At 63.8% G+C, this 19,666-nt stretch carries 16 protein-coding genes; 10 read left to right on the forward strand and 6 right to left on the reverse strand.

The features are described from left to right. Positions 1 to 119 precede the first annotated feature (119 nt). Both ACVOMF_RS10865 and ACVOMF_RS10870 read right to left on the reverse strand, forming a co-directional pair. Positions 120 to 3,476 (reverse strand): hybrid sensor histidine kinase/response regulator, encoded by a 3,357-nt coding sequence (locus ACVOMF_RS10865; RefSeq protein WP_481509296.1) that lies wholly within the window; start codon positions 3,474 to 3,476, stop codon positions 120 to 122. Positions 3,477 to 3,882: 406 nt separating this feature from the next. After that, positions 3,883 to 6,123 carry a TonB-dependent receptor gene (locus ACVOMF_RS10870; RefSeq protein ID WP_481509297.1) on the reverse strand — a complete coding sequence of 747 codons (2,241 nt, stop codon included), beginning with the start codon at positions 6,121 to 6,123 and terminating at the stop codon, positions 3,883 to 3,885. Between the two features lie 161 nt (positions 6,124 to 6,284). Here ACVOMF_RS10870 and ACVOMF_RS10875 point away from each other — a divergent pair, with 161 nt between their 5' ends. Then, a complete protein-coding gene (locus tag ACVOMF_RS10875) occupies positions 6,285 to 7,691 on the forward strand; it encodes a GntP family permease (RefSeq protein WP_481509298.1) in 1,407 nt (468 codons plus the stop codon). A gap of 432 nt (positions 7,692 to 8,123) precedes the next feature. Here the strand turns inward: ACVOMF_RS10875 and ACVOMF_RS10880 are convergent, their stop codons facing one another. After that, the gene (locus ACVOMF_RS10880; RefSeq protein ID WP_481509299.1) at positions 8,124 to 8,456 is read right to left on the reverse strand and encodes a ComEA family DNA-binding protein; all 333 of its coding nucleotides are present in this window, start codon (positions 8,454 to 8,456) and stop codon (positions 8,124 to 8,126) included. Positions 8,457 to 8,690: 234 nt separating this feature from the next. Here ACVOMF_RS10880 and ACVOMF_RS10885 point away from each other — a divergent pair, with 234 nt between their 5' ends. The 4 genes from ACVOMF_RS10885 (at position 8,691) to murU (ending at position 12,308) form a co-directional block, all read left to right on the forward strand. Next, on the forward strand, positions 8,691 to 10,184 hold the full coding sequence (locus tag ACVOMF_RS10885) for a M20 family metallopeptidase (protein ID WP_481509300.1): 1,494 nt from the start codon (positions 8,691 to 8,693) through the stop codon (positions 10,182 to 10,184). A gap of 93 nt (positions 10,185 to 10,277) precedes the next feature. Continuing rightward, positions 10,278 to 10,553, forward strand: coding sequence for a GlsB/YeaQ/YmgE family stress response membrane protein (locus ACVOMF_RS10890; protein ID WP_481509301.1), 276 nt, complete (start codon positions 10,278 to 10,280; stop codon positions 10,551 to 10,553). 46 nt (positions 10,554 to 10,599) lie between these two features. Beyond that, positions 10,600 to 11,610, forward strand: a complete 1,011-nt coding sequence (locus ACVOMF_RS10895; RefSeq protein WP_481509302.1) for an aminoglycoside phosphotransferase family protein — start codon at positions 10,600 to 10,602, stop codon at positions 11,608 to 11,610. Then, positions 11,607 to 12,308 carry an N-acetylmuramate alpha-1-phosphate uridylyltransferase MurU gene (gene murU / locus ACVOMF_RS10900; RefSeq protein ID WP_481509303.1) on the forward strand — a complete coding sequence of 234 codons (702 nt, stop codon included), beginning with the start codon at positions 11,607 to 11,609 and terminating at the stop codon, positions 12,306 to 12,308. Before ACVOMF_RS10895 ends, murU begins: the two co-directional genes overlap by 4 nt. Positions 12,309 to 12,576: 268 nt before the next feature. Here murU and hda read toward each other — a convergent pair whose 3' ends face one another. Genes hda through ACVOMF_RS10915 form a run of 3 tightly spaced genes read right to left on the reverse strand, consistent with a single transcriptional unit; the run spans position 12,577 to position 15,583 of the window. Beyond that, positions 12,577 to 13,278 carry a DnaA regulatory inactivator Hda gene (gene hda / locus ACVOMF_RS10905; protein ID WP_296250981.1) on the reverse strand — a complete coding sequence of 234 codons (702 nt, stop codon included), beginning with the start codon at positions 13,276 to 13,278 and terminating at the stop codon, positions 12,577 to 12,579. Beyond that, positions 13,275 to 14,450 (reverse strand): AI-2E family transporter, encoded by a 1,176-nt coding sequence (locus tag ACVOMF_RS10910; RefSeq protein WP_481509304.1) that lies wholly within the window; start codon positions 14,448 to 14,450, stop codon positions 13,275 to 13,277. The genes hda and ACVOMF_RS10910 overlap by 4 nt, the downstream gene beginning before the upstream one ends. Then, complete coding sequence (locus ACVOMF_RS10915; protein WP_481509305.1) at positions 14,447 to 15,583, reverse strand: DUF2066 domain-containing protein; 1,137 nt, start codon at positions 15,581 to 15,583, stop codon at positions 14,447 to 14,449. Before ACVOMF_RS10915 ends, ACVOMF_RS10910 begins: the two co-directional genes overlap by 4 nt. A gap of 97 nt (positions 15,584 to 15,680) precedes the next feature. Between ACVOMF_RS10915 and purM the strand changes: the two genes are divergently transcribed. The 5 genes from purM to ACVOMF_RS10940 all read left to right on the forward strand — a co-directional run bounded on the left by purM (position 15,681) and on the right by ACVOMF_RS10940 (position 19,560). Next, positions 15,681 to 16,739, forward strand: coding sequence for a phosphoribosylformylglycinamidine cyclo-ligase (gene purM, locus ACVOMF_RS10920; protein WP_343229782.1), 1,059 nt, complete (start codon positions 15,681 to 15,683; stop codon positions 16,737 to 16,739). Between the two features lie 12 nt (positions 16,740 to 16,751). After that, on the forward strand, positions 16,752 to 17,360 hold the full coding sequence (locus tag ACVOMF_RS10925) for a DUF2238 domain-containing protein (protein ID WP_481509306.1): 609 nt from the start codon (positions 16,752 to 16,754) through the stop codon (positions 17,358 to 17,360). Further along, on the forward strand, positions 17,357 to 18,016 hold the full coding sequence (gene purN, locus ACVOMF_RS10930) for a phosphoribosylglycinamide formyltransferase (protein ID WP_481509307.1): 660 nt from the start codon (positions 17,357 to 17,359) through the stop codon (positions 18,014 to 18,016). The genes ACVOMF_RS10925 and purN overlap by 4 nt, the downstream gene beginning before the upstream one ends. A gap of 63 nt (positions 18,017 to 18,079) precedes the next feature. Next, a complete protein-coding gene (locus ACVOMF_RS10935) occupies positions 18,080 to 18,874 on the forward strand; it encodes a DUF3108 domain-containing protein (RefSeq protein WP_481509308.1) in 795 nt (264 codons plus the stop codon). Between the two features lie 2 nt (positions 18,875 to 18,876). After that, the gene (locus tag ACVOMF_RS10940; protein WP_481509309.1) at positions 18,877 to 19,560 is read left to right on the forward strand and encodes a DUF3108 domain-containing protein; all 684 of its coding nucleotides are present in this window, start codon (positions 18,877 to 18,879) and stop codon (positions 19,558 to 19,560) included. Positions 19,561 to 19,666: the final 106 nt, after the last annotated feature.

Here is a 19,666-nt window from a genome sequence, read left to right on the forward strand (position 1 = left end):
CCCCAACCCGCGCCCCCCCCCCCCCCCGTCCCCCCCCCCCCCCCGGGGGGCCCCCCCCCCCCCCCCGGGGGGGCGGCGCCCGTGGCCGGGGCTACCGACTCCGACCAATAACACTGTCCCTAATCCCTGCCACCAGTCCCCGGCCGCAAAGCATCCGCCGCCAACAGTCGATCCAGAATCGACTTCAATGCCAGCGGCCGCACCGGCTTGTGCAACAACGTGAGCCCCTGCTCCAGCACTTCGCGCCGCGTTGCCAGACTGTCATCGGCACTGAGGATCAAGGTCGGTCGCGTGCCGAAGCACTCGCCCAACCGCAACTGCAATGCAGTGCCAGTATCGCCATCGTCCAAGTTGTAATCAAACAACCACAGGCTCGCAGATCTCTGCTGCAACGCCGCTACCGCCTGTGCTTCGCCCGAAGCCTCTGCCACCTCATAGCCCCAACCACGCAGCAGCCCGGCCAATCCCTGCAAGGCAGCAGGATCGTTATCAACCACCAATACCGGCACGCCGCCCGATGTTGCCGCATTGCGTGTGCGCGGCTGATTCGCTATCTGCGGCGAGCTCACGCGTTGCAACGACACCGAGAAGACCGTGCCCTGCCCTTTCTCACTGCGCAGACGCAGTGGTGCATGCAGCAGGCCAGCGATGCGGTCGGCGATTGCCAGACCAAGACCGAGTCCTTGCCCACTGCTGTCCTCGCCGCGCCGGAACTCCTCGAATATGCGCTGCTGTTCCTCCTTGGCAATACCTGGGCCGGTGTCGTGCACCTCAACCCGCAGGCGCCCGCCATCACGGCGTACGCCCAACAGCACGCCTCCCTGACTGGTGTAGCGCACCGCATTGGCAAGGAAGTTCTGCAGCACCCGCCGCAGCAGCTGCGGATCACTGTTCACCCAGGCAACGGTGGGCACATAGTGAAATGCCAGCCCGCGCGCAGTAGCCAGTGCGCGGAACTCCGAGACCAAGGGGTCCAGCACTTCAGCCAACGGCAGGTCACGCGGCTGCGGCACGAGCCCACCGGCTTCCAGCCGCGACATGTCGAACAGGCCGGTCAATAGATCGGTGGTGGAATCCAAGGCGCCACGGATCTGCACCACCGCCTGTTGCTGCTGGCTGGACTCCACCTGTTGCGCCAGCGTATCGGTGAACAGATGCGCAGCGTGGAGCGGCTGCAACAGGTCATGTCCCACCGCGGCCAGAAAGCGGCTCTTGGCATCATTTGCCCGCTCGGCCTCACGCTTGGCCGATTCCAGCAAAGCGGTACGTTCGCCAACGCGCTGCTCCAGCGTCTCGTTGCTGCGCTTGAGTTCGCGCTCGCTACGGCGGAATTCGGTGACGTCGGTAAAGGTGGCGACAAAACCACCACCCGGCATCGGATTGCCACGAATCTCGACGATACTGCCATCGGGGAACACGCGCTCGGTAAGATGCGGCGTGCCGGCGCGCATGAAGGCCAGGCGCCGGTCCACCGCACGCTCATCGCCACCGCGCGCAGGCATCGCCTGCAGCGCCCAGCGGGTCAGGTCCATAATTGGCCGCCCCACCTGCAGCAACTCATCCGGAAAACCAAACATGCGCGCATACGGGCGGTTCCATGCCACCAACCGTTGCTCGCGATCAATCACGCTGATGCCCTGGCTCATGTTCTGCAAGGCAGCCTGCAGCACCTGCTGGCTGAAACGCAGATCCTGCGAAGCCTCACTGACGATGGCTGCCACCGTCGCCAGCTCATTCCCTTCGCGACGTGCGGCATCCAGCAGTAAACGTGCGGAGGCGGCACCGAGCACCGCCGACAACTCGCGCTCGATGCTGGCCTCGATCGAAGCTGGCACCGCACCGCTGCGCGGCGCGTCTGCCAACAGCTGTTGCACGCGCTCGTCTGGCAGGAAGCGGCGCCCCGCATTGCGCAAGGTATCGGCATCCAGATTGCGGCTGATGCGATCGGGCGTATCGCGACGCCATGCCATCGCCAGCAAGGTCACCGCTGTGCCAACGAAAAGACTCGCTCCCACTGCCCGGCCCAGCGGCGTCCAGCCAGTCAGGCCAAACAGGCCTTGCGGGGCAAGCCACTGCCACCCGAACGGCCCCTGTTGCAGCCACATCGGTGTACGCCCGCCGCTTTCCAATAGCGATGGCAGCAACAGTACCCAGGCCCAGGTCGCAAAGCTGGCGGCCACGCCAGCAATGGCGGCACGTGGTGGCGTCTGCGGTCGCCAGATGGCGAACGCCAGCACCGGCACCAGCGTAGCCATCGCCGAGAACGACACCGCACCGATATCGGCCAACACATTGCCACCGCCAATCAGGCGGCTATAGCCCCAGGCCAGCAGCATGATCACGCAGATGCCTGCGCGTCGCAGCCACACCAGCTCGCGTCGATGGTCGCCGCCGCCAGCGCGCGCCCACGCGCTGCGCACCAGACCTGGCGCAAACCAATGGTTGCCGATCATCAAACTCAGCGTGAGCGTACTGACCACCACCATGCCGGTCGCCGCACTCAGACCGCCAAGGAAGGCGAACAAGGCGACCCCTTCGTGGCCTGCGGCGAACGGCAGCGCCAGCGTATACATGTCGGAAGGCACGCTATTGCCCAGCAGCACCGTACCGGCGCGTGCCAATGGCAGGATGGGCAGCGCGATCAGCAGCAGGTACAAGGGGAACAACCAGCGTGAGGTGCGCACATCGGCTGGATCGCGGCATTCCACCACGCCGATATGGAACTGATGCGGCAGCAGGAACATCGCCAGTCCGCCAAGTATCACCAGCGGGATGAAGCCACCTTCAGGCGCGCTGACGGGCGCCACGGGCGCTGCAGACACGCCCTTCAAGCCAAACCAGACAAACACCCCCAACGCCAGCATCGCGCCCAGTTTGAATACCGATTCGGCCGCCATTGCCAGCACCAGCCCACGGTTGTGCTCGGATGCATCGGCACGGCGTGCGCCAAACAACATCGCGAACAAGGCCATCGCCAGCGCGACATACAAGGCGCTGTCCTGCCAGATCGAACCGCCCTGCCCGGCCTCCACCGCGCGCGAGGTGATCATGCCGAAACTCATCGCCACCGCTTTCAACTGCAGTGCGATATACGGAATCAAGCCGAGCACGGTCACCAGCGTCACCGTCGCCGCCAACCAGGCATCGCGGCCCAGCCGAGCGGCGATCAGGTCGGCCAGCGAGGTCGCGTTGGTTTCGCGCGCCAGCCGCACCAGCCGCATCATCACGCCGATGGCCAGCGCATAGAACAGGATTGCGCCGACGAAGGTCGGCGGTAGCGGCCAGCCATGGCGCGCAGCCTGGGTAACGGTGCCGTAGAACGTCCATGAGGTGCAGTGCACCGCCAGCGACAGTGCATAGATGTGCCGCCAATGGCGGGCGAATGCGGTGGGCCGGCGTTCGCCGTACAAGGCCACGCCGAACATCAAGGCCAGCCAAGCCAGACCCGCCAAGGCCACTGTTACCAGACTCAACATGGAAAGCGTTTCCCGGAAGCTGTTTGGCAGGATACGGAGTTAAGAGCGGAGGATGAAGCAGTGCATAGCTTGAAGGCCTTTGCTTGAAGCCCCTCTCCCTCCGGGAGAGGGGGTGGGGTGAGGGTGCGCTTCGCCAGGAGTTTGTTCTTTAGCTTTTTCATCAAAAGCCAGAGCTCGAAAGCCAAAAGCAGAAGCTGCCCTCCCCCCACCCCCTCTCCCGCAGACGGGAGAGGGGCTTAAAACAACAGCAACAGCCAACGCCAAAAGCCAAAGCAGCAGCACCTGCTCCGGCAACCGCCGCCGCAGCCACAACCAGAGCACCAACAACAAACGCAAAAGCCCTCCCCCGCAACGCGGGAGAGGGCTGCCTTGCATTCCAATCAGCCAGCTGTCACCGGCTACGTCATCAGAAGTTGTAACGCACCGACACATACCAGTTGCGTGGCAGACCGTAGTACGCGGTCTGGATGTTGCCAACGCTGGCGAACTCCTGGCCTTCGGTCTTGTACTGCTTGTCGGTCAGGTTGCGCACACCCGCACGTACCTGCCAGGTCAGCTGCGACGAATCCCATACGCCGTAGGCGCCCAGCAACGTGTAAGCGTCCTGGCTCAGCACCTTGCGGTTGTCCACCGACAACCAGGTGTCGCTGCGATACGACACGTCGCCGCCAAAGGTCAGGCTGCCGTTGTCACCCAACGAGAACACATGCTGCAGGGCCACCCGGGCAGTCACGTCCGGCGAGAACGGCACGTGGTCGTGGTTCACGGTCGGATCGTAGCCGGCATAGGACGGATCGAGACGGAAATCCTCGAAGCTGTCGTACTTGGCATCCATCCAACCCAACTGTGCGCTCAAGGTGGTGGATTCGCCCAGCAGCGCACTGCCTTCCAGCTCGATGCCCTTGATGTTGAGCTTGGCCGCGTTCAACACCGGGAAGGTGCCGACGTCCTGCGATACGCGTGCCTGGAAGTCACTGTAGTTGCTGTAGAACGCGGTGGCGGTACCACGCAAACGGTGATCGGCCGAGCTGCCCTTCAGGCCCAGCTCGTAGGTCCACACGTATTCCGGGTCGAACTTGGCGTGCTGGGTGTCGTAGACGGTGTTGGCGCGGCCGTTGAAGCCACCGGACTTGAACCCACGGTTGGCCGACACATAGCCCATCAGGTTGTCGCTGAATTCCTTCTGCAGGCTGATCGACGGCGTCACTGCCGTCCACGAGGCCTTGGCATCGAATGCGACCGTGCCGTTCAAACTGGCAAACGGGGCGCCCCAGAACGTGCTGGTGGAACGGTCGTAGTCTTTCTTGTCCTTGGTCCAGCGCACACCGGCGGCGACGGTCCAGGTCGGCACGAACTCCCAGTTCACATGCGCGAATGCGGCCGTCGAGGTGGTGCTCAGATCATCTTCGATGGTGCGCAGGAACGGCACCTTGCCGCCCAGGAACGAGAACAGGTCATCGGCATACGCTTCCTGGTACGACGGCACGTTCTCCTTCATGTAGTACGCACCAAAGGTGGCGTGCAGGTTGGAGCCGTTGTCGTAATGCAGCTGGAATTCCTGGCTCTTCTGGTTCTGGTCCAGCGCCACCAGTACATCGCCCAGCTCGTACTCGGAAGCGTCGATATCGATGTAGGACTTGGTTTTGAGCTTACGGTAGGAGCTGATGCTCTTCAGCGTGAACTGCTCGTTGATGTCCCAGCTCATCGACAGCGATGCGCCGGAGTGCTTCAGGTACTGGCCTTCGCCGTTCTGGAACGAGGTCTGCGCGCGACGATTCCACTCGCCGGTTTCGCCCGGCTGCAGCACGATCACGCCAGCCGGTGCCAGACTGGTCTGACGCAGGTCGGCCATCGGGCGGCCAAGGGTCAGCGCCGCATCCTGCTTGGTAGTATCCAGCGACAGCACCGCGCTGAAATTGTCGGTCGGCTGGAATGCCAGCTTCGCGCGCAACGCTTCGGTGTCATCGTCGTTGTAACGCTTGCCGGTGACCGCATCCTTGACGTAACCGTCATTGGTGATCTTGGCGCCGGCAATGCTGGCAGCCACGGTGTCGCTCAGCTTGCCCGAGACGTAGAAGCGGCCTTCCAGGCGACCATAATCACCGGCAGTCACTTCAACCGCGCCGCCTTCATTGTCGAAGGGGTTCTTGGTGGTCAGCTTGATCGCACCGCCGGTGGAGTTCTTGCCGTACAGCGTGCCCTGCGGGCCGCGCAGCACTTCCAGCTGCTGGATGTCGAACAGCGAGAACAGCGCGCCATTGATGCGCGAGTAGTAGACGTCGTCCACGTACATGCCCACGCCCGGGTCGAAGGTCTGCAGCGCGTCGGGCTGGCCGATGCCGCGGATGAAGACGTTGACGCTGTTTGCCGAACCGCGGCCCTGGGCGATGTTCATGTTGGGCACGGCGCCCTGCAGGCCTTCCACGGTCGAGGCCTGCAGATCCTTGATCTGCTCCTCACCGAAGGCGCTGACCGCCACCGGCACGTCCTGGATGGATTCGCTGCGACGGCGTGCGGTCACGGTCACTTCGTCCAGCTGCGTCGCCTTGGTGCCGGCCGGCACCGCCTGCTGCTCCTGCGCCTGCACGAATGCGGCAGGTGCCAGCAGAATGCCACCGATGGCGATACTCAGATACTTGCGCTTCATTGGTCTCCCTCCTCCCGGGTATGACGTTGCGACACACGAATGTCGCCATGGAGCGCACGTTAATGGAGCGTTAGCCGGCCGCGTATAGTCCCTTCGTACAGTGGGCCGGGCTGGCCTTGATCCTGATACTCGCCGGCAATGTATTGGCCGGGGAGCTGTGAATGTCGTTTCTGATCGTATTGGCGGCCCTGTGCTTCCTGATGTTTGTCGCCTACCGCGGCTACAGCGTGATCCTGTTCGCGCCGGTGGCGGCGCTGGGTGCGGTGCTGCTGACTGATCCCAGCCTGGTGCAGCCGATGTTCACCGGCTTGTTCATGGACAAGATGGTCGGCTTCCTCAAGTTGTACTTCCCGGTGTTCGTACTGGGCGCGGTGTTCGGCAAGCTGATCGAGGTCTCGGGTTTCTCCAAGTCCATCGTCAGCGCCACCATCAAGCTGGTCGGCGCCAAGCGCGCGATGCTGTCCATCGTGCTGGTCTGTGCACTGCTCACCTACGGCGGTGTGTCGCTGTTCGTGGTGGTGTTCGCGGTCTACCCGTTCGCAGCCGAGCTGTTCCGCCAGAGCAACATCCCCAAGCGCCTGATTCCCGGCACGATCGCGCTGGGTGCCTTCACCTTCACCATGGACGCGCTGCCGGGCACGCCACAGATCCAGAACATCATTCCATCGGCGTTCTTCGGCACCAACAGTTGGGCTGCACCATGGCTGGGCGTGATCGGCACCGTGGTGATCCTGATCCTGGGCATGAGCTACCTGGAATGGCGCCGCCGTGTCGCCGTGCGCAATGGCGAGGGCTATGCCGGCGCCAACGACGAGCTGCGCAATGAGCCAGAGCCCTTCCACGGCCAGAATCTGGCACACCCGCTGGTGGCGATCACCCCGTTGATCCTGGTCGGCGTGGCCAATTTCTTCCTGACCCGCTGGATTCCCGGCTTCTACGGCGAGACCCAATCCTTCATCCCGGCGGTGATCGGCAACCCCGCACCGGTGGTACAGGAAGTCTCCAAGCTGGGGGCAATCTGGGCCGTGCAGGGCGCGTTGCTGCTGGGCATCCTCAGCGTCATCGCCTTTGCCTGGAAGCCGGTGATCGCCTCGTTTGCCGAGGGCACCAAATCGGCCATCGGCGGCGCCATGCTGGCCTCGATGAATACCGCCTCCGAATATGGTTTCGGTGCGGTGATTGCCGCCCTGCCCGGCTTCCTGGTGGTGGCCAACGCACTGGGCTCGATCCCGAACCCCCTGGTCAATGAAGCGGTTTCAGTCACCGCCATGGCCGGCATCACCGGCTCGGCGTCAGGCGGCATGAGCATCGCACTGGCGGCAATGGCCGACAGCTTCATCGCCAACGCGCAGGCTGCCGGCATTCCGATGGAAGTGCTGCACCGCGTGGCGGCGATGGCCTCCGGCGGCATGGACACGCTGCCGCACAACGGCGCGGTGATCACGGTGCTGGCCGTCACCGGCCTCACCCATCGCCAGTCCTACAAGGACATCTTCGCCATCACCATCATCAAGACGCTGGCAGTGTTCGCGATCATCGGCGTGTATTACGCAACCGGATTGGTTTGACTGTCTGTGCGCCCCAGCTATCGCCAGGGCGTTTGGCAACGCGGATATCGCAAGGCAGGCACCGCTTTTGTAGCCCGGGCAAGCACAGCGCCCCCGGGGTTCTTGCGGAAAGCCCCGGGTGCGCTGCGCTTACCCGGGCTACATGCGCACCACGCCCATGGCGCCGCGTGCGCAAACCCGGAGCTCGCACCGGCTCTTGCGAATCCCTACTCCCTAATCCCCAATCGCGACTCCCCAGAAAAGAACAAGGCCCGGGGAGACCCGGGCCTTGTTCTTTGGAGCAGAGACAGAAAAATCGCCCGGCTGCACGTCACTGTGCATCACCGGACGACCTCACATCCTTGTTGGCATCCTGCCAGCCCCCAGCGTCCTGCCCTTTTCGGGTTCCTGGTGATCCGTCTTCCTGACGGTTCACTATTCGATTCCTTCCGCTCAGCGCCTCTCAACCGGCTGCGCAGCTACCGTCCCGGTAGCACTCTTGGCAGGGGCAGCTCCGGCCCTTGCTTCGATCAGGTCACGATTCCGTTCGACCGTCTTCAATCCGATTCCTTTGACCAGTGCCAGTTCCTCGACACTTTTGAAGGGCCCGTTGGCTTGTCTGTGTTCGATGATCGCCTGCGCCTTGGAAGGGCCGACATTCACCAACACCTGATTCAGCTCCGCCGCAGAGGCGGTATTGATGTCGACCTTGTCCTTGGCTTGCGCCGTAAGCGTCAACAACAATGCGAGAATCAGAGACTGCAGCGTTACGGTAAAAAGCTTCATCGCTGTACTCCTTGTGGCTTGGTCATTGATCGGCTGGCTATCCCGCCGGTCAGATCAGTGTTCCGCGCCACATGTAGCCAGAATATCCGGGGCGGGTTCAGCAAACAGCCAGCCAACCACCCGGGCCTTTGCAGGAAAAGTCCTACAAAAATTCACTGATGAAACCGTCGCCAGCCCGATAAACAAGGGAGCGGCGTAGAATGGTTGCACCTGACATTGCTATCGGAGATCCAGATGGACAGCGCCAAGATCGGCCAATTTCTCAGCGACAAGTGGGACAACGACATCGTCCCGCAATTGGTCGATTACATCCGTATCCCCAACAAGTCGCCGATGTTCGACGCGAACTGGGTCGCCAACGGCTACATGGAACAGGCCGTCACCCTGATGGAGAGCTGGGCCAAGGCGCAGACCATCCCCGGCCTGCAGGTCGAGGTGGTTCGCCTGGAAGGCCGCACCCCGCTGCTATTCCTGGAAATCCCGGCCACCGGCCCGGAAACCGGCGACGATACCGTGCTGCTCTACGGCCACCTGGACAAGCAGCCGGAAATGACCGGCTGGGACGAGGATCTCGGCCCATGGATTCCGGTGCTGCGCGGCGACAAGCTGTACGGCCGCGGCGGCGCCGATGACGGCTATGCCATCTTCGGCTCGCTGGCCGCGGTGCTGGCGCTGCAGGAACAAGGCCTGCCGCACGCCCGCTGCGTGATCCTGATTGAAGCCTGTGAGGAATCCGGCTCCTACGATCTGCCCGCTTATGTCGACCATCTGGCTGAGCGCATCGGCCAGCCGTCGTTGGTGGTGTGCCTGGATTCGGGCTGCGCCAACTACGACCAGCTGTGGTGCACCACTTCGCTGCGCGGCCTGACCGGCGGCAACTTCACCGTCAAGGTACTCAACGAAGGCGTGCACTCCGGTGATGCCTCCGGTGTGGTGCCGTCCAGCTTCCGCCTGCTGCGCCAGCTGCTGTCGCGCATCGAGGACGAAAACACCGGCCGCATCCTGCTGGAAGGCCTGCACACCGAAATCCCGGCCGAGCGCCTGGAACAGGCCAAGCGCGCCGCCGACGTGGTCGATACCGCCATCTTCGACAAGTTCCCGCTGGTCGACGGCCTCAAGCCGATGAGCGATGAACTGACCGAGCTGGTCCTCAACCGCACCTGGCGCCCGGCCCTGTCGGTGACCGGCATCGGCGGCATGCCGCCGCTGGAATCGGCCGGCAACGTGCTGCGCCCGGAAACCTCGGTGAAGCTGTCGCTGCGCCTGCCGCCGACCGCCAATGGCAAGGTCTGCGGCGAGCTGCTGAAGGAAGCCCTGCTGCGTGACCCGCCGAACGGCGCCCACGTCAGCCTGGACCTGGAAAAGGCCTCCACCGGCTGGAACGCACCGGCCATGGCGCCGTGGCTGGAGCAGTCCATCGACGCCGCCAGCCAGGCCTTCTTCGGCAAGCCAGCGATGTACATGGGCGAAGGCGGCTCGATCCCGTTCATGGGCATGCTGGGCGAGAAGTTCCCGGGTGCGCAGTTCATGATCACCGGCGTGCTCGGCCCGCACTCCAATGCACACGGCCCGAACGAGTTCCTGCACATCCCGATGGGCAAGCGCGTCACCTCCTGCGTGTCCAAGGTGCTGTTCGACCACCACGCCGCCAGCCTGCGTGGCGAAACCAGCGGTTCGCCGGTGGCCGCCGACAGCGGCACCCGTCACGGTGGCCACGGCTGCTGCTGATCGGTCCGCCGTTGCTCGACGGATGTTGATGGTTTGATGACGAACGCAGCCTGGCCTTGCTAGGCTGCGTTTTTCTCAGGCACGGACAAGAACATGAGCGGACTGTTTGGCAGCGACAGCTGGCTGTACATCATCCTGATCGGTTTCTTCGTGGGCCTGCTGGGGCGCTTCTTCATGCCCGGCAACAACCGCATGGGCTGCCTGCTGACCATCGTGCTCGGCGTGGCCGGTGCGGTATTTGCCGGCTGGTTCGGCCGAGAGATGGGCTGGTATTCGGCGGGCCAGCCGGCCGGCTTTGTCGGTTCCATCATCGGTGCGATCGCCCTGCTGGCGCTGCTGCGCCTGATCAGCGGCGGCAACAAGCGCTGACTCCCTTCCAACGGCGCCTGCGGGCGCCGCTTCACTTGTAGTGTCCATGAACGATCCCGCTTCCGATCCGCTGCGCGCCCAACAACGCCTGCAGTGGACCTGTACCGCACTCGGCGACCCTGCCTCCACGCTTGAACGCGCATCGGTCGATGCCGGTTTCCGCAGCTATTGGCGCAGCACCAGCGCACGCGGCAGCCACATCGTGATGGATTCGCCACCCGGATTGGAAGATGTACGCCCCTGGCTGCGCATGCACGACCTGCTGGAAACCAACAGCGTGCGTGTACCGCAGGTACTGGCACGCGATGTCGACAACGGCTTCCTGCTGCTGGAAGACCTGGGCGGACCAACCCTGGCCCGCTTCATCAACGACGACAATGCCGATGCCTGGTTCGATGCGAGCTTCGTGCAACTGATCCGCCTGCAGTCGATTCCGGTACCCGACGGCATGGGTGCGTTCGGCGAGGCGCTGCTGCAACGCGATGCTGGCCTGTTTGAAGAGTGGTTCGTGCAACGCCACCTCGGTCTGAGCTTGGACTGTGGCGAAAGCGAGCAGTTGCAACTGGTGCAACGGTGCCTGATGGACAACGCCTTGAACCAGCCACAAGTGCTGACCCATCGTGACTTCATGCCGCGCAACCTGATGCCGGTCGAAGGCGGCCCGGCGGTGCTGGATTTCCAGGATCTGGTCAGCGGGCCGATTGCTTACGATCCAGCTAGTCTGTTCAAGGACGCCTTCCTGAGCTGGCCGCTGGAAAAGGTGGACGCCTGGCTCGCGCGCTACCACGCACAGGCGCTGGCAGCCAGCCTGCCGGTGCGGCCGTGGCCGCTGTTCCTGCGCGACGCCGACTGGATGGGCGTGCAGCGCCATCTGAAGATCCTCGGTATCTTCGTGCGGCTGCGTGATCGCGACGGCAAGGGCCATTACTTTGAGGACGCGCCACGTTTCATCCGATACCTGGATGAAGTGTTGCCACGCTACCCGGAGCTGGCACCACTGCAGGACCTGTTCGAGCGCCGCTTCAAGCCGGCGATGGCCGCCAAGGCTTCCGCATGAAGGCCTTGATCTTCGCTGCCGGACTCGGCGAGCGCATGCGCCCGCTTACCGATCACACGCCCAAGCCGCTGTTGGCCGTGGCCGGTGTGCCACTGATCGAATGGCACCTGCAGCGCCTTGCCGCGCTGGGCATCGGCGATGTGGTGATCAACACCAGTTGGCTGGCCACACAGTTCCCGGAAAAACTGGGTGATGGCAGTCGTTGGAACCTGCGCCTGCATTATCTGTACGAAGGCCCGGTGCCGCTGGAAACCGGCGGAGGCATGCACAACGCGCTGCCGCTGCTCGGCGATGCGCCGTTCCTGGCGGTCAATGGTGATATCTGGAGCGATTTTGATTTCGCTGCCCTTCCCTGGGAACCGAAGGGCAGCGCTCATCTGGTCATGGTCGACAATCCAGTGCAGCATCCGCGCGGCGATTTCATTCTGGATGCTGGTGGCCAGCTGCATGACGACGGCGAACAAGCGCGCCTGACCTTTGCCGGCATCGGCGTATATCGGCCGCAGCTGTTGCAGGACTGGCAGAACGTGATTGGCAATGCAGATGGCTGTGCGGAAACCCCACCGCGCTTCAAGCTTGCCCCCTTGCTGCGCGCCGCAATGGCCAACAACAGCATCAGCGGCCAGCATCACCAGGGCCGCTGGACCGACGTCGGCACCCCCGAGCGCCTGCAGCAGTTGGAAGACCAGCTCTTGTAGGAGCGGTGTGAGCCGCGAAGCAAGTGAAGACTCAGATACACAGATGCCTGCAATTGCAGGCATCTTCGTTTGCGGACGCGACACCGGCTTCGCGGCTTACGCCGCTCCCACAGAAGCCGCGTCCGCCAGCCCTTTGTGGGAGCGGTGTGAACCGCGAAACAACTGAAGCTTCAGATACAAAAATGCCTGCAATCGCAGGCATCTTTCTTATGCGGATATGACATCTGCTTCGCGGTTTATACCGCTCCCACAAAATCCAGAATGCCGATCAACCCGGCCCGTTCTCCAGCACCCGCTTCAGGAACGGCACGGTGATCCGCTTCTTTGCCGCCAGCGACTCACGATCCAGTCGCTCCAGCAAGGTCACCAGCCCGCTCAGATCACGGCCGGTGCGGGTCAGCAACCAGTCCAGCGTCGCCTCATCCATCACCAGCCCACGCCGCACCGAACGTTCGCGCAGCACTGCGCCACGGCCTTCGGCATCCAACGGCTCCAAGGTGATGCGGCTGCACTGCGACAGACGCGAGCGCAGGTCCGGCAACACCAAGCCCAGGCCATCAGGCGGCAGCCGTGAGGTATAGATCACGGTCACGTCGGCAGCGCGCGCGCGGTTGTGGAACTCGAACAGGGTGATTTCCTGCTCGCGTCGACCGGCGACATATTCCAGCCCGTCCAGCGCCAGCACGTCGTGCCCTTCCAGCGCTTCCAAGGCGTCCTGCAAGCGCGTACCGGCTGCCTGTAGTGGCAGGTACGCAGGGCGACGCCCGGCCTGCAGTGCGGCGGCGCAAGTGGCCAGTGCCAGGTGCGTCTTGCCGGTGGCACCAGCACCCACCAGATAGATCCAGTCCTGGCTGCTGCCATTGGCAACGGCACGCAACTGCGGCAGCGCACCTTCCGGTGCACCGATGAACGTTTCAAAGCGCTGGTCTGGCGGGTAACGCAAGGCCAGCGGTAACTGCGGCACACTCACTTAGGTTCTACATCCTTCGACACGATGCTCAGATCCGCCGGTACTTGAACGTTGCGCGGGTCCAACACAATCGTCGGCCCGTGGCCGGCATACAACTCACTTTGGCGATATCGCTGGTGCGCATAGCGCAACAACACGTTGATCACCGCCGCCGCTGGCAACGCCAACAGCATTCCCAGGAAGCCAAACAGCTGGCCACCTGCCATCACCGCAAAAATAACCGCGACCGGGTGCAGGCCAATTTTGTCACCGACGATACGCGGCGTCAGCACATAGCTTTCCAACAACTGGCCGACGGTGAAGACAACGCCCACCAGCACCAGCAACTGCAGGTCCACGCCCTGCGATTGCACCAAGGCCGCCAGCACCGCCATCACCACGCCGGTGGTCGCCCCCAGATAGGGGATGAAGCTGATCAAGCCAGCAACCAGGCCGATCAACAGGCCCAGGTTCAAACCCACCAACGTCAGGCCGGCTGCATACACCACGCCCAATGCGATCATCACCGCGATCTGGCCACGGATGAAGGCACCCAGCACGTCGTTGGACTCACGCGCCAAGCGCGACACCACCTCGATATGGTTGCGCGGAATCATCGATGCAACCCGCTCGACCAACTTGTCCCAGTCGCGCAGGAAGTAATAGGCCAGGATAGGCAACAAGGCCAGGTTGATCACCCAGGCCACCATCGCAAAACCCGAGCGCGACACGTAGCCAAAGAACGTGGTGGCAACGCCGCCGGCCTGCTGCCAATGGCTGCGCACCCACTCAAACAAGCGACCGGGGTCCAGCCAGGCCATGATTTCCAGGCCGGTCTTCTGCTCGAGCCACGGGATCGCGGTGTTCATCAGCCAGTCCTGCCCTTGGGGCAAGGCAGCAACCAGGGTAATGATCTGGCGTTGGATCAACGGCACCAGGATCAGCAGCGCCAAGGCCAGCAGCAGGATCATCAACACGAACACCAGCACCACCGCGGTGTTGCGCGAACGACCCCGGGCTTCCAGCCGGTCAACCAGCGGATCACCCAGCCAGGCCAGCATCAAGGCGACCACAAACGGAGTCAGCACCGGTGCCAACAGCCACATCACCCACAGCCCGAAGGCACTGAGCACCACCCACTTGAGGCGGCGCAGGAACAGCGCGATTTCCATTTCCGCTGTATCAGTACTCATCGAATGCGGTACTCCGCGCGGCGGCTGCCGCTGTTCTGATCCGTCGATGCATCCGCATCACCATCGTCCACCGCGCCCACCGGCTGCAAGGCGGCATCGCGCCCCAGCATGCGGTTGAAGCCGGGCAGACCGCTCATCAGCTCGACATCCAGCTCCAGGCGGTCACCCGAGGCCTGGATTGGGGTGATCCCCTTCACCACCGCCACGCTCTGCAAGGTAGCCGCCAGGCGCAGATAGTCATCCGCGCTGCGGATTCCGCTGACCACGATCCGGTAGGTGCCCGGGGCACCACCGACTGGCGCCTTGGCATAGCGCCGCACCAGCGCATCGGCGGCACCGTCGGCACCAGCCATCATCGCACGCCGTGCATCGGCGTCGTTGGTGGTCCATTTAGACAGTTCACGGCCATTGTCGACAAACACCCAGTCGGCAACCCAGCCGCCGCCCTTGCCGCGGTACAACTTGCCGATCAACTGCATCGGCGGCGAATAGCGTGACGAAGCGCGCGCCACAGCAGCGGTGTCCTGCCGCCAGATAGCACCAACCAAGGCCTGCTCGGCGGCGCCGCCGGCAGGCAAACCCAGTTTGAAGCCGCGTTCAACCGCACGGTCCAGCAACGGCCGCGCCGCGTTGGACTGTGGCACACCGACCAGACGTGGGCCGCTGCCATCATCAATGGCCAGCCAGACCACCGGCTTGGGGCGCGGTTGCGGCCACACCGGCAAGCCCAGCGCGGCGACCAGCCCGTCGACGTCATCCTGGCGGAAGCGTGCCACCAGCATGGTGCGGAAGCTGGGCGCACCACTGGCGCTGACGCTTTGATCCTGCCGGTAGTCGTAACTCTCGGCCATGTCCTTGGCGCTGCGCAGGGCCTGCGCCACGCCTGGCCGCGCCAGCACACTACGGTCGCCGGACAGCTTGGCCAGCACCGCGCCCAGCGCGCGCGCCAGCCCGCCGTTGCGATCGGCCTCACTTTGGCTGTTGACCGGTACCTCGGCCTCATAGGCACTGCTGGCGCCAGCCACGTCCCCTTCGGTACGCATGCCGGACGACTGTGCCTGCACCAACGAAATTGGCAGGCAGAGCGCCAGAAACAGGATTGTGACCAGGCTGCGGCGCATTGAAATTTCCATTGCTCGACGATTCCGGAGGGAATTGTTGCCCGAATGGGGCCTTCACGCCAACGTGGCCTGTTAAAATCGACCGTTCACCCCGCCAGTGCAGCCGCCAGTGACCAGCCCCTCGACCTCTGCCAACTCCCCCCTGACCTACCGTGACGCCGGTGTCGACATCGACGCGGGCAACGAACTGGTCGAGCGTATCAAGCCGCTGGTAAAGCGCAGCTTCCGCCCGGAGGTGATGGGCGGACTGGGTGGCTTTGGCGCCCTGTTCGACCTTTCCAACAAGTACCGCGAGCCGGTACTGGTGTCCGGTACCGACGGCGTCGGCACCAAGCTGAAGCTGGCACAACAGCTCGGCCGCCACGACACCATCGGCATCGATCTGGTCGCCATGTGCGTCAACGACGTGCTGGTGCAGGGAGCTGAGCCCTTGTTCTTCCTGGATTATTTCGCCACCGGCAAGCTCGACATCGACACCGCCGCGGCCGTGGTCGGCGGCATCGCCAATGGCTGCACCGAGGCCGGCTGCGCGCTGATCGGCGGCGAAACCGCTGAAATGCCCGACATGTACGCCCCGGGCGAGTACGACCTGGCCGGCTTCACCGTCGCCGGCGTCGAAAAGAGCGAACTGAAGGACGGCTCGGCCGTTGCCCTCGGCGACGTCCTGATCGGCATTGCCTCCTCCGGCCCGCACTCCAACGGCTACTCGCTGGTCCGCCGCATCTACGAACGTGCCGGCAGCCCGGCCGATCTGGTGCTGGAGAACGGCGTGAAGCTGGTCGATGCACTGATGGCGCCGACCCGCCTGTACGTCAAGCCGATCCTGTCGCTGCTCAAGACCCACGGCGCAGCCGTGCACGGCATGGCCCACGTCACCGGCGGCGGCCTGACCGAGAACATCATCCGCGTGGTGCCGGAAGGCCTGGGCCTCACCATCGACGCCAGCAGCTGGCCGCTGCCGCCGGTGTTCCAGTGGCTGCAGCGCGAAGGCAATGTGGCCGACAGCGAGATGTGGCGCACCTTCAACTGCGGCATCGGTTTCGTGCTGCTGGTGCCGGCCGACCAGGTCGCTGCCATCAATGCCACGCTGGACTCGTTGGAACTGGCGCATTGGCAGATTGGTGAAGTGGTGGCCGAAAACGGCGCTGAACGCGTCCACATCGGCTGAGCCAACACCTACATGAAAGCCGCCAAGAAGGCCGCCTTCATCGGCGCGCTTGCTGTATTCGCGCTTACCTGGATCAAACCGCTATGGCCTGTGGAACAGGCCCTGCACAGCTCGCTGACCGTGCTCGGCCTGCTGGCGCTGTGGTGGGTGGACCGCCGCTGGCCGCTGGGCAGCGGCGCCTTCGCAGCGATCTGTGGCTTCATCATCCTGCACAGCATTGGCGCCCGCTGGCTGTACTCCAACATTCCCTATGACCAATGGGCGCAGGCCCTGTTTGGCTGGTCGCCGAACGCCGCCTTCGGTTGGGAGCGCAATCATTTCGACCGGCTGATCCACCTGCTGTACGGCATCTGCTTCACCCCGGCACTGACCCAACTAGCCCGCCACGGCTGGCCAGCGCTGCGCCTGGGGCAGGCCTTCACGCTCGCGGTGATGACCATCATGTGCACCAGCCTGGCCTACGAATGGCTGGAATGGGGCATCGCCCTGGCACTGTCACCGGAAGCCGCCGAGGCTTACAACGGCCAGCAAGGCGACATCTGGGATGCGCATGCCGACATGTTGCTGGCCACCCTTGGCAGCATGGCGTTGTGGCCGCTGCTGCGGAAATCGCGCGCATGAGCCCCCTGCTCCGTCTCGCCGTGCTTGCCTCCGGCCGTGGCAGCAACCTGCAATGCCTGCAGGACGCCATCGCGGCAGGTCAGCTGGATGCACAGCTTGTGGGTGTGTTCTCCGACAAGCCGGCCGCCGCCGCACTGGAAAAAGTGGCACCCGTACAACGCTGGGCGCGCTCCCCCAGGGACTTCGCCGAACGCGAAGCGTTTGACAGCGCACTGGCCGACGCGGTGGCCGCAAGCCAGCCGGACTGGATCATCTGCGCTGGCTATATGCGCATCCTCGGTGCCGCCTTCGTGCAGCGCTTCAGTGGCCGCCTGGTGAACATCCACCCCTCGCTGCTGCCCTTGCACAAGGGCCTGCACACGCATGCACGCGCCATCGAGGCCGGCGATGCCGAGCACGGTGCCAGCGTGCACTTTGTCGTACCTGAACTGGATGCAGGCGCAGTGATCGCCCAGGCGCGTATCCCGGTACTGGCCGGTGACAGTGCTGAAACACTGGCCAAACGGGTGCTGGCGGTCGAACATCCGCTGCTGCTGGCAAGCGTACAGTTGCTGGTCGCCGGCCGGCTTGCTGAACGCGACGGCGTGGTCCACTACGACGGTCAGTCCCTGTTTAGCCCTTTGCGCCTAGATTCCGCCGGAACCCTCCGCCGCTGACCCACACAGGCTGCTGATGTGTGGTTTGGCAAGATCCCCTCCCTCTTCTGCCCTCGTCCTCACATGGCCATAGCGCTTTTCAAACCAATGGTTTTGACCGCTCTGCTGGTATCAGCGGCCAGCCACGCCCAGGAAACGCCTACCGCTACGGCCACTTCGGAACAGGCACCGGTTACGCTGGCGCCGCCGGCGCTGGAGTGGACTCCGCCGGCACTGGAACCTTTCGTCGCCACCTACCAGGCCCTGTACAAGGGCAAGGAAGCCGGCGACGCCACCATGCGCGTGGTCCATAACAGCGACAGCCAATGGCGGGTGGACATGACGGTGCGCGGCAAACGCGGTTTTGCCAGCGTGCTCGGGCTGAACATTGAACAGAGCAACGTGTTCAACAACGAAGGCAGCGTCTACACGCCGTTGAGCCAGAGCACGGTCAAGAAGGCCCTGTTCATGAGCAAGAAGGTCACCGGCGTCTACAACTGGCAGGCCGGTACCGCGCAGTGGCACGGTGACCTGAAAGAAGAACGGCAGCGACCCATTCCACTACAGCGTGGCGACCAGAGCGCCTTGGTGCTCAACCTGTCGCTGATGCGCGATGCACGACCGGGACAGGCACTGCAATACCGCTACGTCGATGTCGGCCGGGTGCGCCAGTACGAGTACCGTGCCGCCGACACCACCGAAAACGTGCAGGTAGGTGATCTCAGCTATGACGCCTTACGGGTGTACCGCACCAACGGCGGCAACGATGAAACCATCCTCTGGATCGCCAACGGCGTACCCACCCCGGTGCGCATCCTGCAACGCAAAGATGGGCAGGACGAGATCGACCTGCGCCTGATCGAATACCAAGGAGCCTGAGCATGAAGCTTTCCCACCGCCCCCTGCGTTACCTCGCTGCCGCCGCACTGGCCGCGGCCAGCCTGCCTGCGTTGGCATTCGAGCCATTCACCGCCAATTACCAGGCCAGCTACATGGGCATGCAGGCCAATGGCGTGATGTCGGTAACTCCTGCCGGCACCAACCAATGGCGCTACAGCCTGCAGATCAAGAACCCGATGGCGGAACTGAGCCAGGCCACCGTGTTCGACGAACAGGGTGGCAAACTGCGCCCGCTCAGCAGCCATGACCGCTCGGTGGTGCTGATCAAGCGCAAGCAGGTGGATGCGCGCTATGACTGGAACAGCGGCCAAGCCACCTGGACTGGCGATGTGAAGCCCGAACGCAGCGGCCCGATCCGCCTGCAAAGCGGCGACATGGATGCATTGCTGATCAATCTGGCCATTGCCCGCGATGTCGCCGCCGGCAAACCCCTGACCTACCGCATGGTCGACGATGGCCGCATCAAGCCCATGACCTACCGGGTGATAGGCAAGGAGAACCTGACCATCGGCGGCAAGCAGCAGGAAGCCACCAAGGTGTCACGCGTGGATGGCAACAAGGAACAGATCGCCTGGATCGTCCCCGGCATGCCGGTACCGGCACGCCTGCTGCAGCGCGAGAATGGCCAGGACGCACTGGACCTGACCATCCGTTCGATCAACTGACCCTCCCCCCCACCCCGACGCGCCCGGCCTGATGCCGGGCGTTTTCATGGATGAGCCGCCGTGACTCTTACTCATAAATCCGCCCTGCTCCCGCTTGCAGCTGCCC

Source organism: Stenotrophomonas sp. STEN022, assembly GCF_056760155.1.

Excerpts from the sequence above, each read along its gene's own strand:
- ACVOMF_RS10865 (WP_481509296.1), bottom strand. The coding sequence starts at position 3,476 with ATGTTGAGTCTGGTAACAGTGGCCTTGGCGGGTCTGGCTTGGCTGGCC.
- ACVOMF_RS10870 (WP_481509297.1), bottom strand. The coding sequence starts at position 6,123 with ATGAAGCGCAAGTATCTGAGTATCGCCATCGGTGGCATTCTGCTGGCA.
- ACVOMF_RS10875 (WP_481509298.1), top strand. The coding sequence starts at position 6,285 with ATGTCGTTTCTGATCGTATTGGCGGCCCTGTGCTTCCTGATGTTTGTC.
- ACVOMF_RS10880 (WP_481509299.1), bottom strand. The coding sequence starts at position 8,456 with ATGAAGCTTTTTACCGTAACGCTGCAGTCTCTGATTCTCGCATTGTTG.
- ACVOMF_RS10885 (WP_481509300.1), top strand. The coding sequence starts at position 8,691 with ATGGACAGCGCCAAGATCGGCCAATTTCTCAGCGACAAGTGGGACAAC.
- ACVOMF_RS10890 (WP_481509301.1), top strand. The coding sequence starts at position 10,278 with ATGAGCGGACTGTTTGGCAGCGACAGCTGGCTGTACATCATCCTGATC.
- ACVOMF_RS10895 (WP_481509302.1), top strand. The coding sequence starts at position 10,600 with ATGAACGATCCCGCTTCCGATCCGCTGCGCGCCCAACAACGCCTGCAG.
- murU (WP_481509303.1), top strand. The coding sequence starts at position 11,607 with ATGAAGGCCTTGATCTTCGCTGCCGGACTCGGCGAGCGCATGCGCCCG.
- ACVOMF_RS10910 (WP_481509304.1), bottom strand. The coding sequence starts at position 14,450 with ATGAGTACTGATACAGCGGAAATGGAAATCGCGCTGTTCCTGCGCCGC.
- ACVOMF_RS10915 (WP_481509305.1), bottom strand. The coding sequence starts at position 15,583 with ATGGAAATTTCAATGCGCCGCAGCCTGGTCACAATCCTGTTTCTGGCG.
- ACVOMF_RS10925 (WP_481509306.1), top strand. The coding sequence starts at position 16,752 with ATGAAAGCCGCCAAGAAGGCCGCCTTCATCGGCGCGCTTGCTGTATTC.
- purN (WP_481509307.1), top strand. The coding sequence starts at position 17,357 with ATGAGCCCCCTGCTCCGTCTCGCCGTGCTTGCCTCCGGCCGTGGCAGC.
- ACVOMF_RS10935 (WP_481509308.1), top strand. The coding sequence starts at position 18,080 with ATGGCCATAGCGCTTTTCAAACCAATGGTTTTGACCGCTCTGCTGGTA.
- ACVOMF_RS10940 (WP_481509309.1), top strand. The coding sequence starts at position 18,877 with ATGAAGCTTTCCCACCGCCCCCTGCGTTACCTCGCTGCCGCCGCACTG.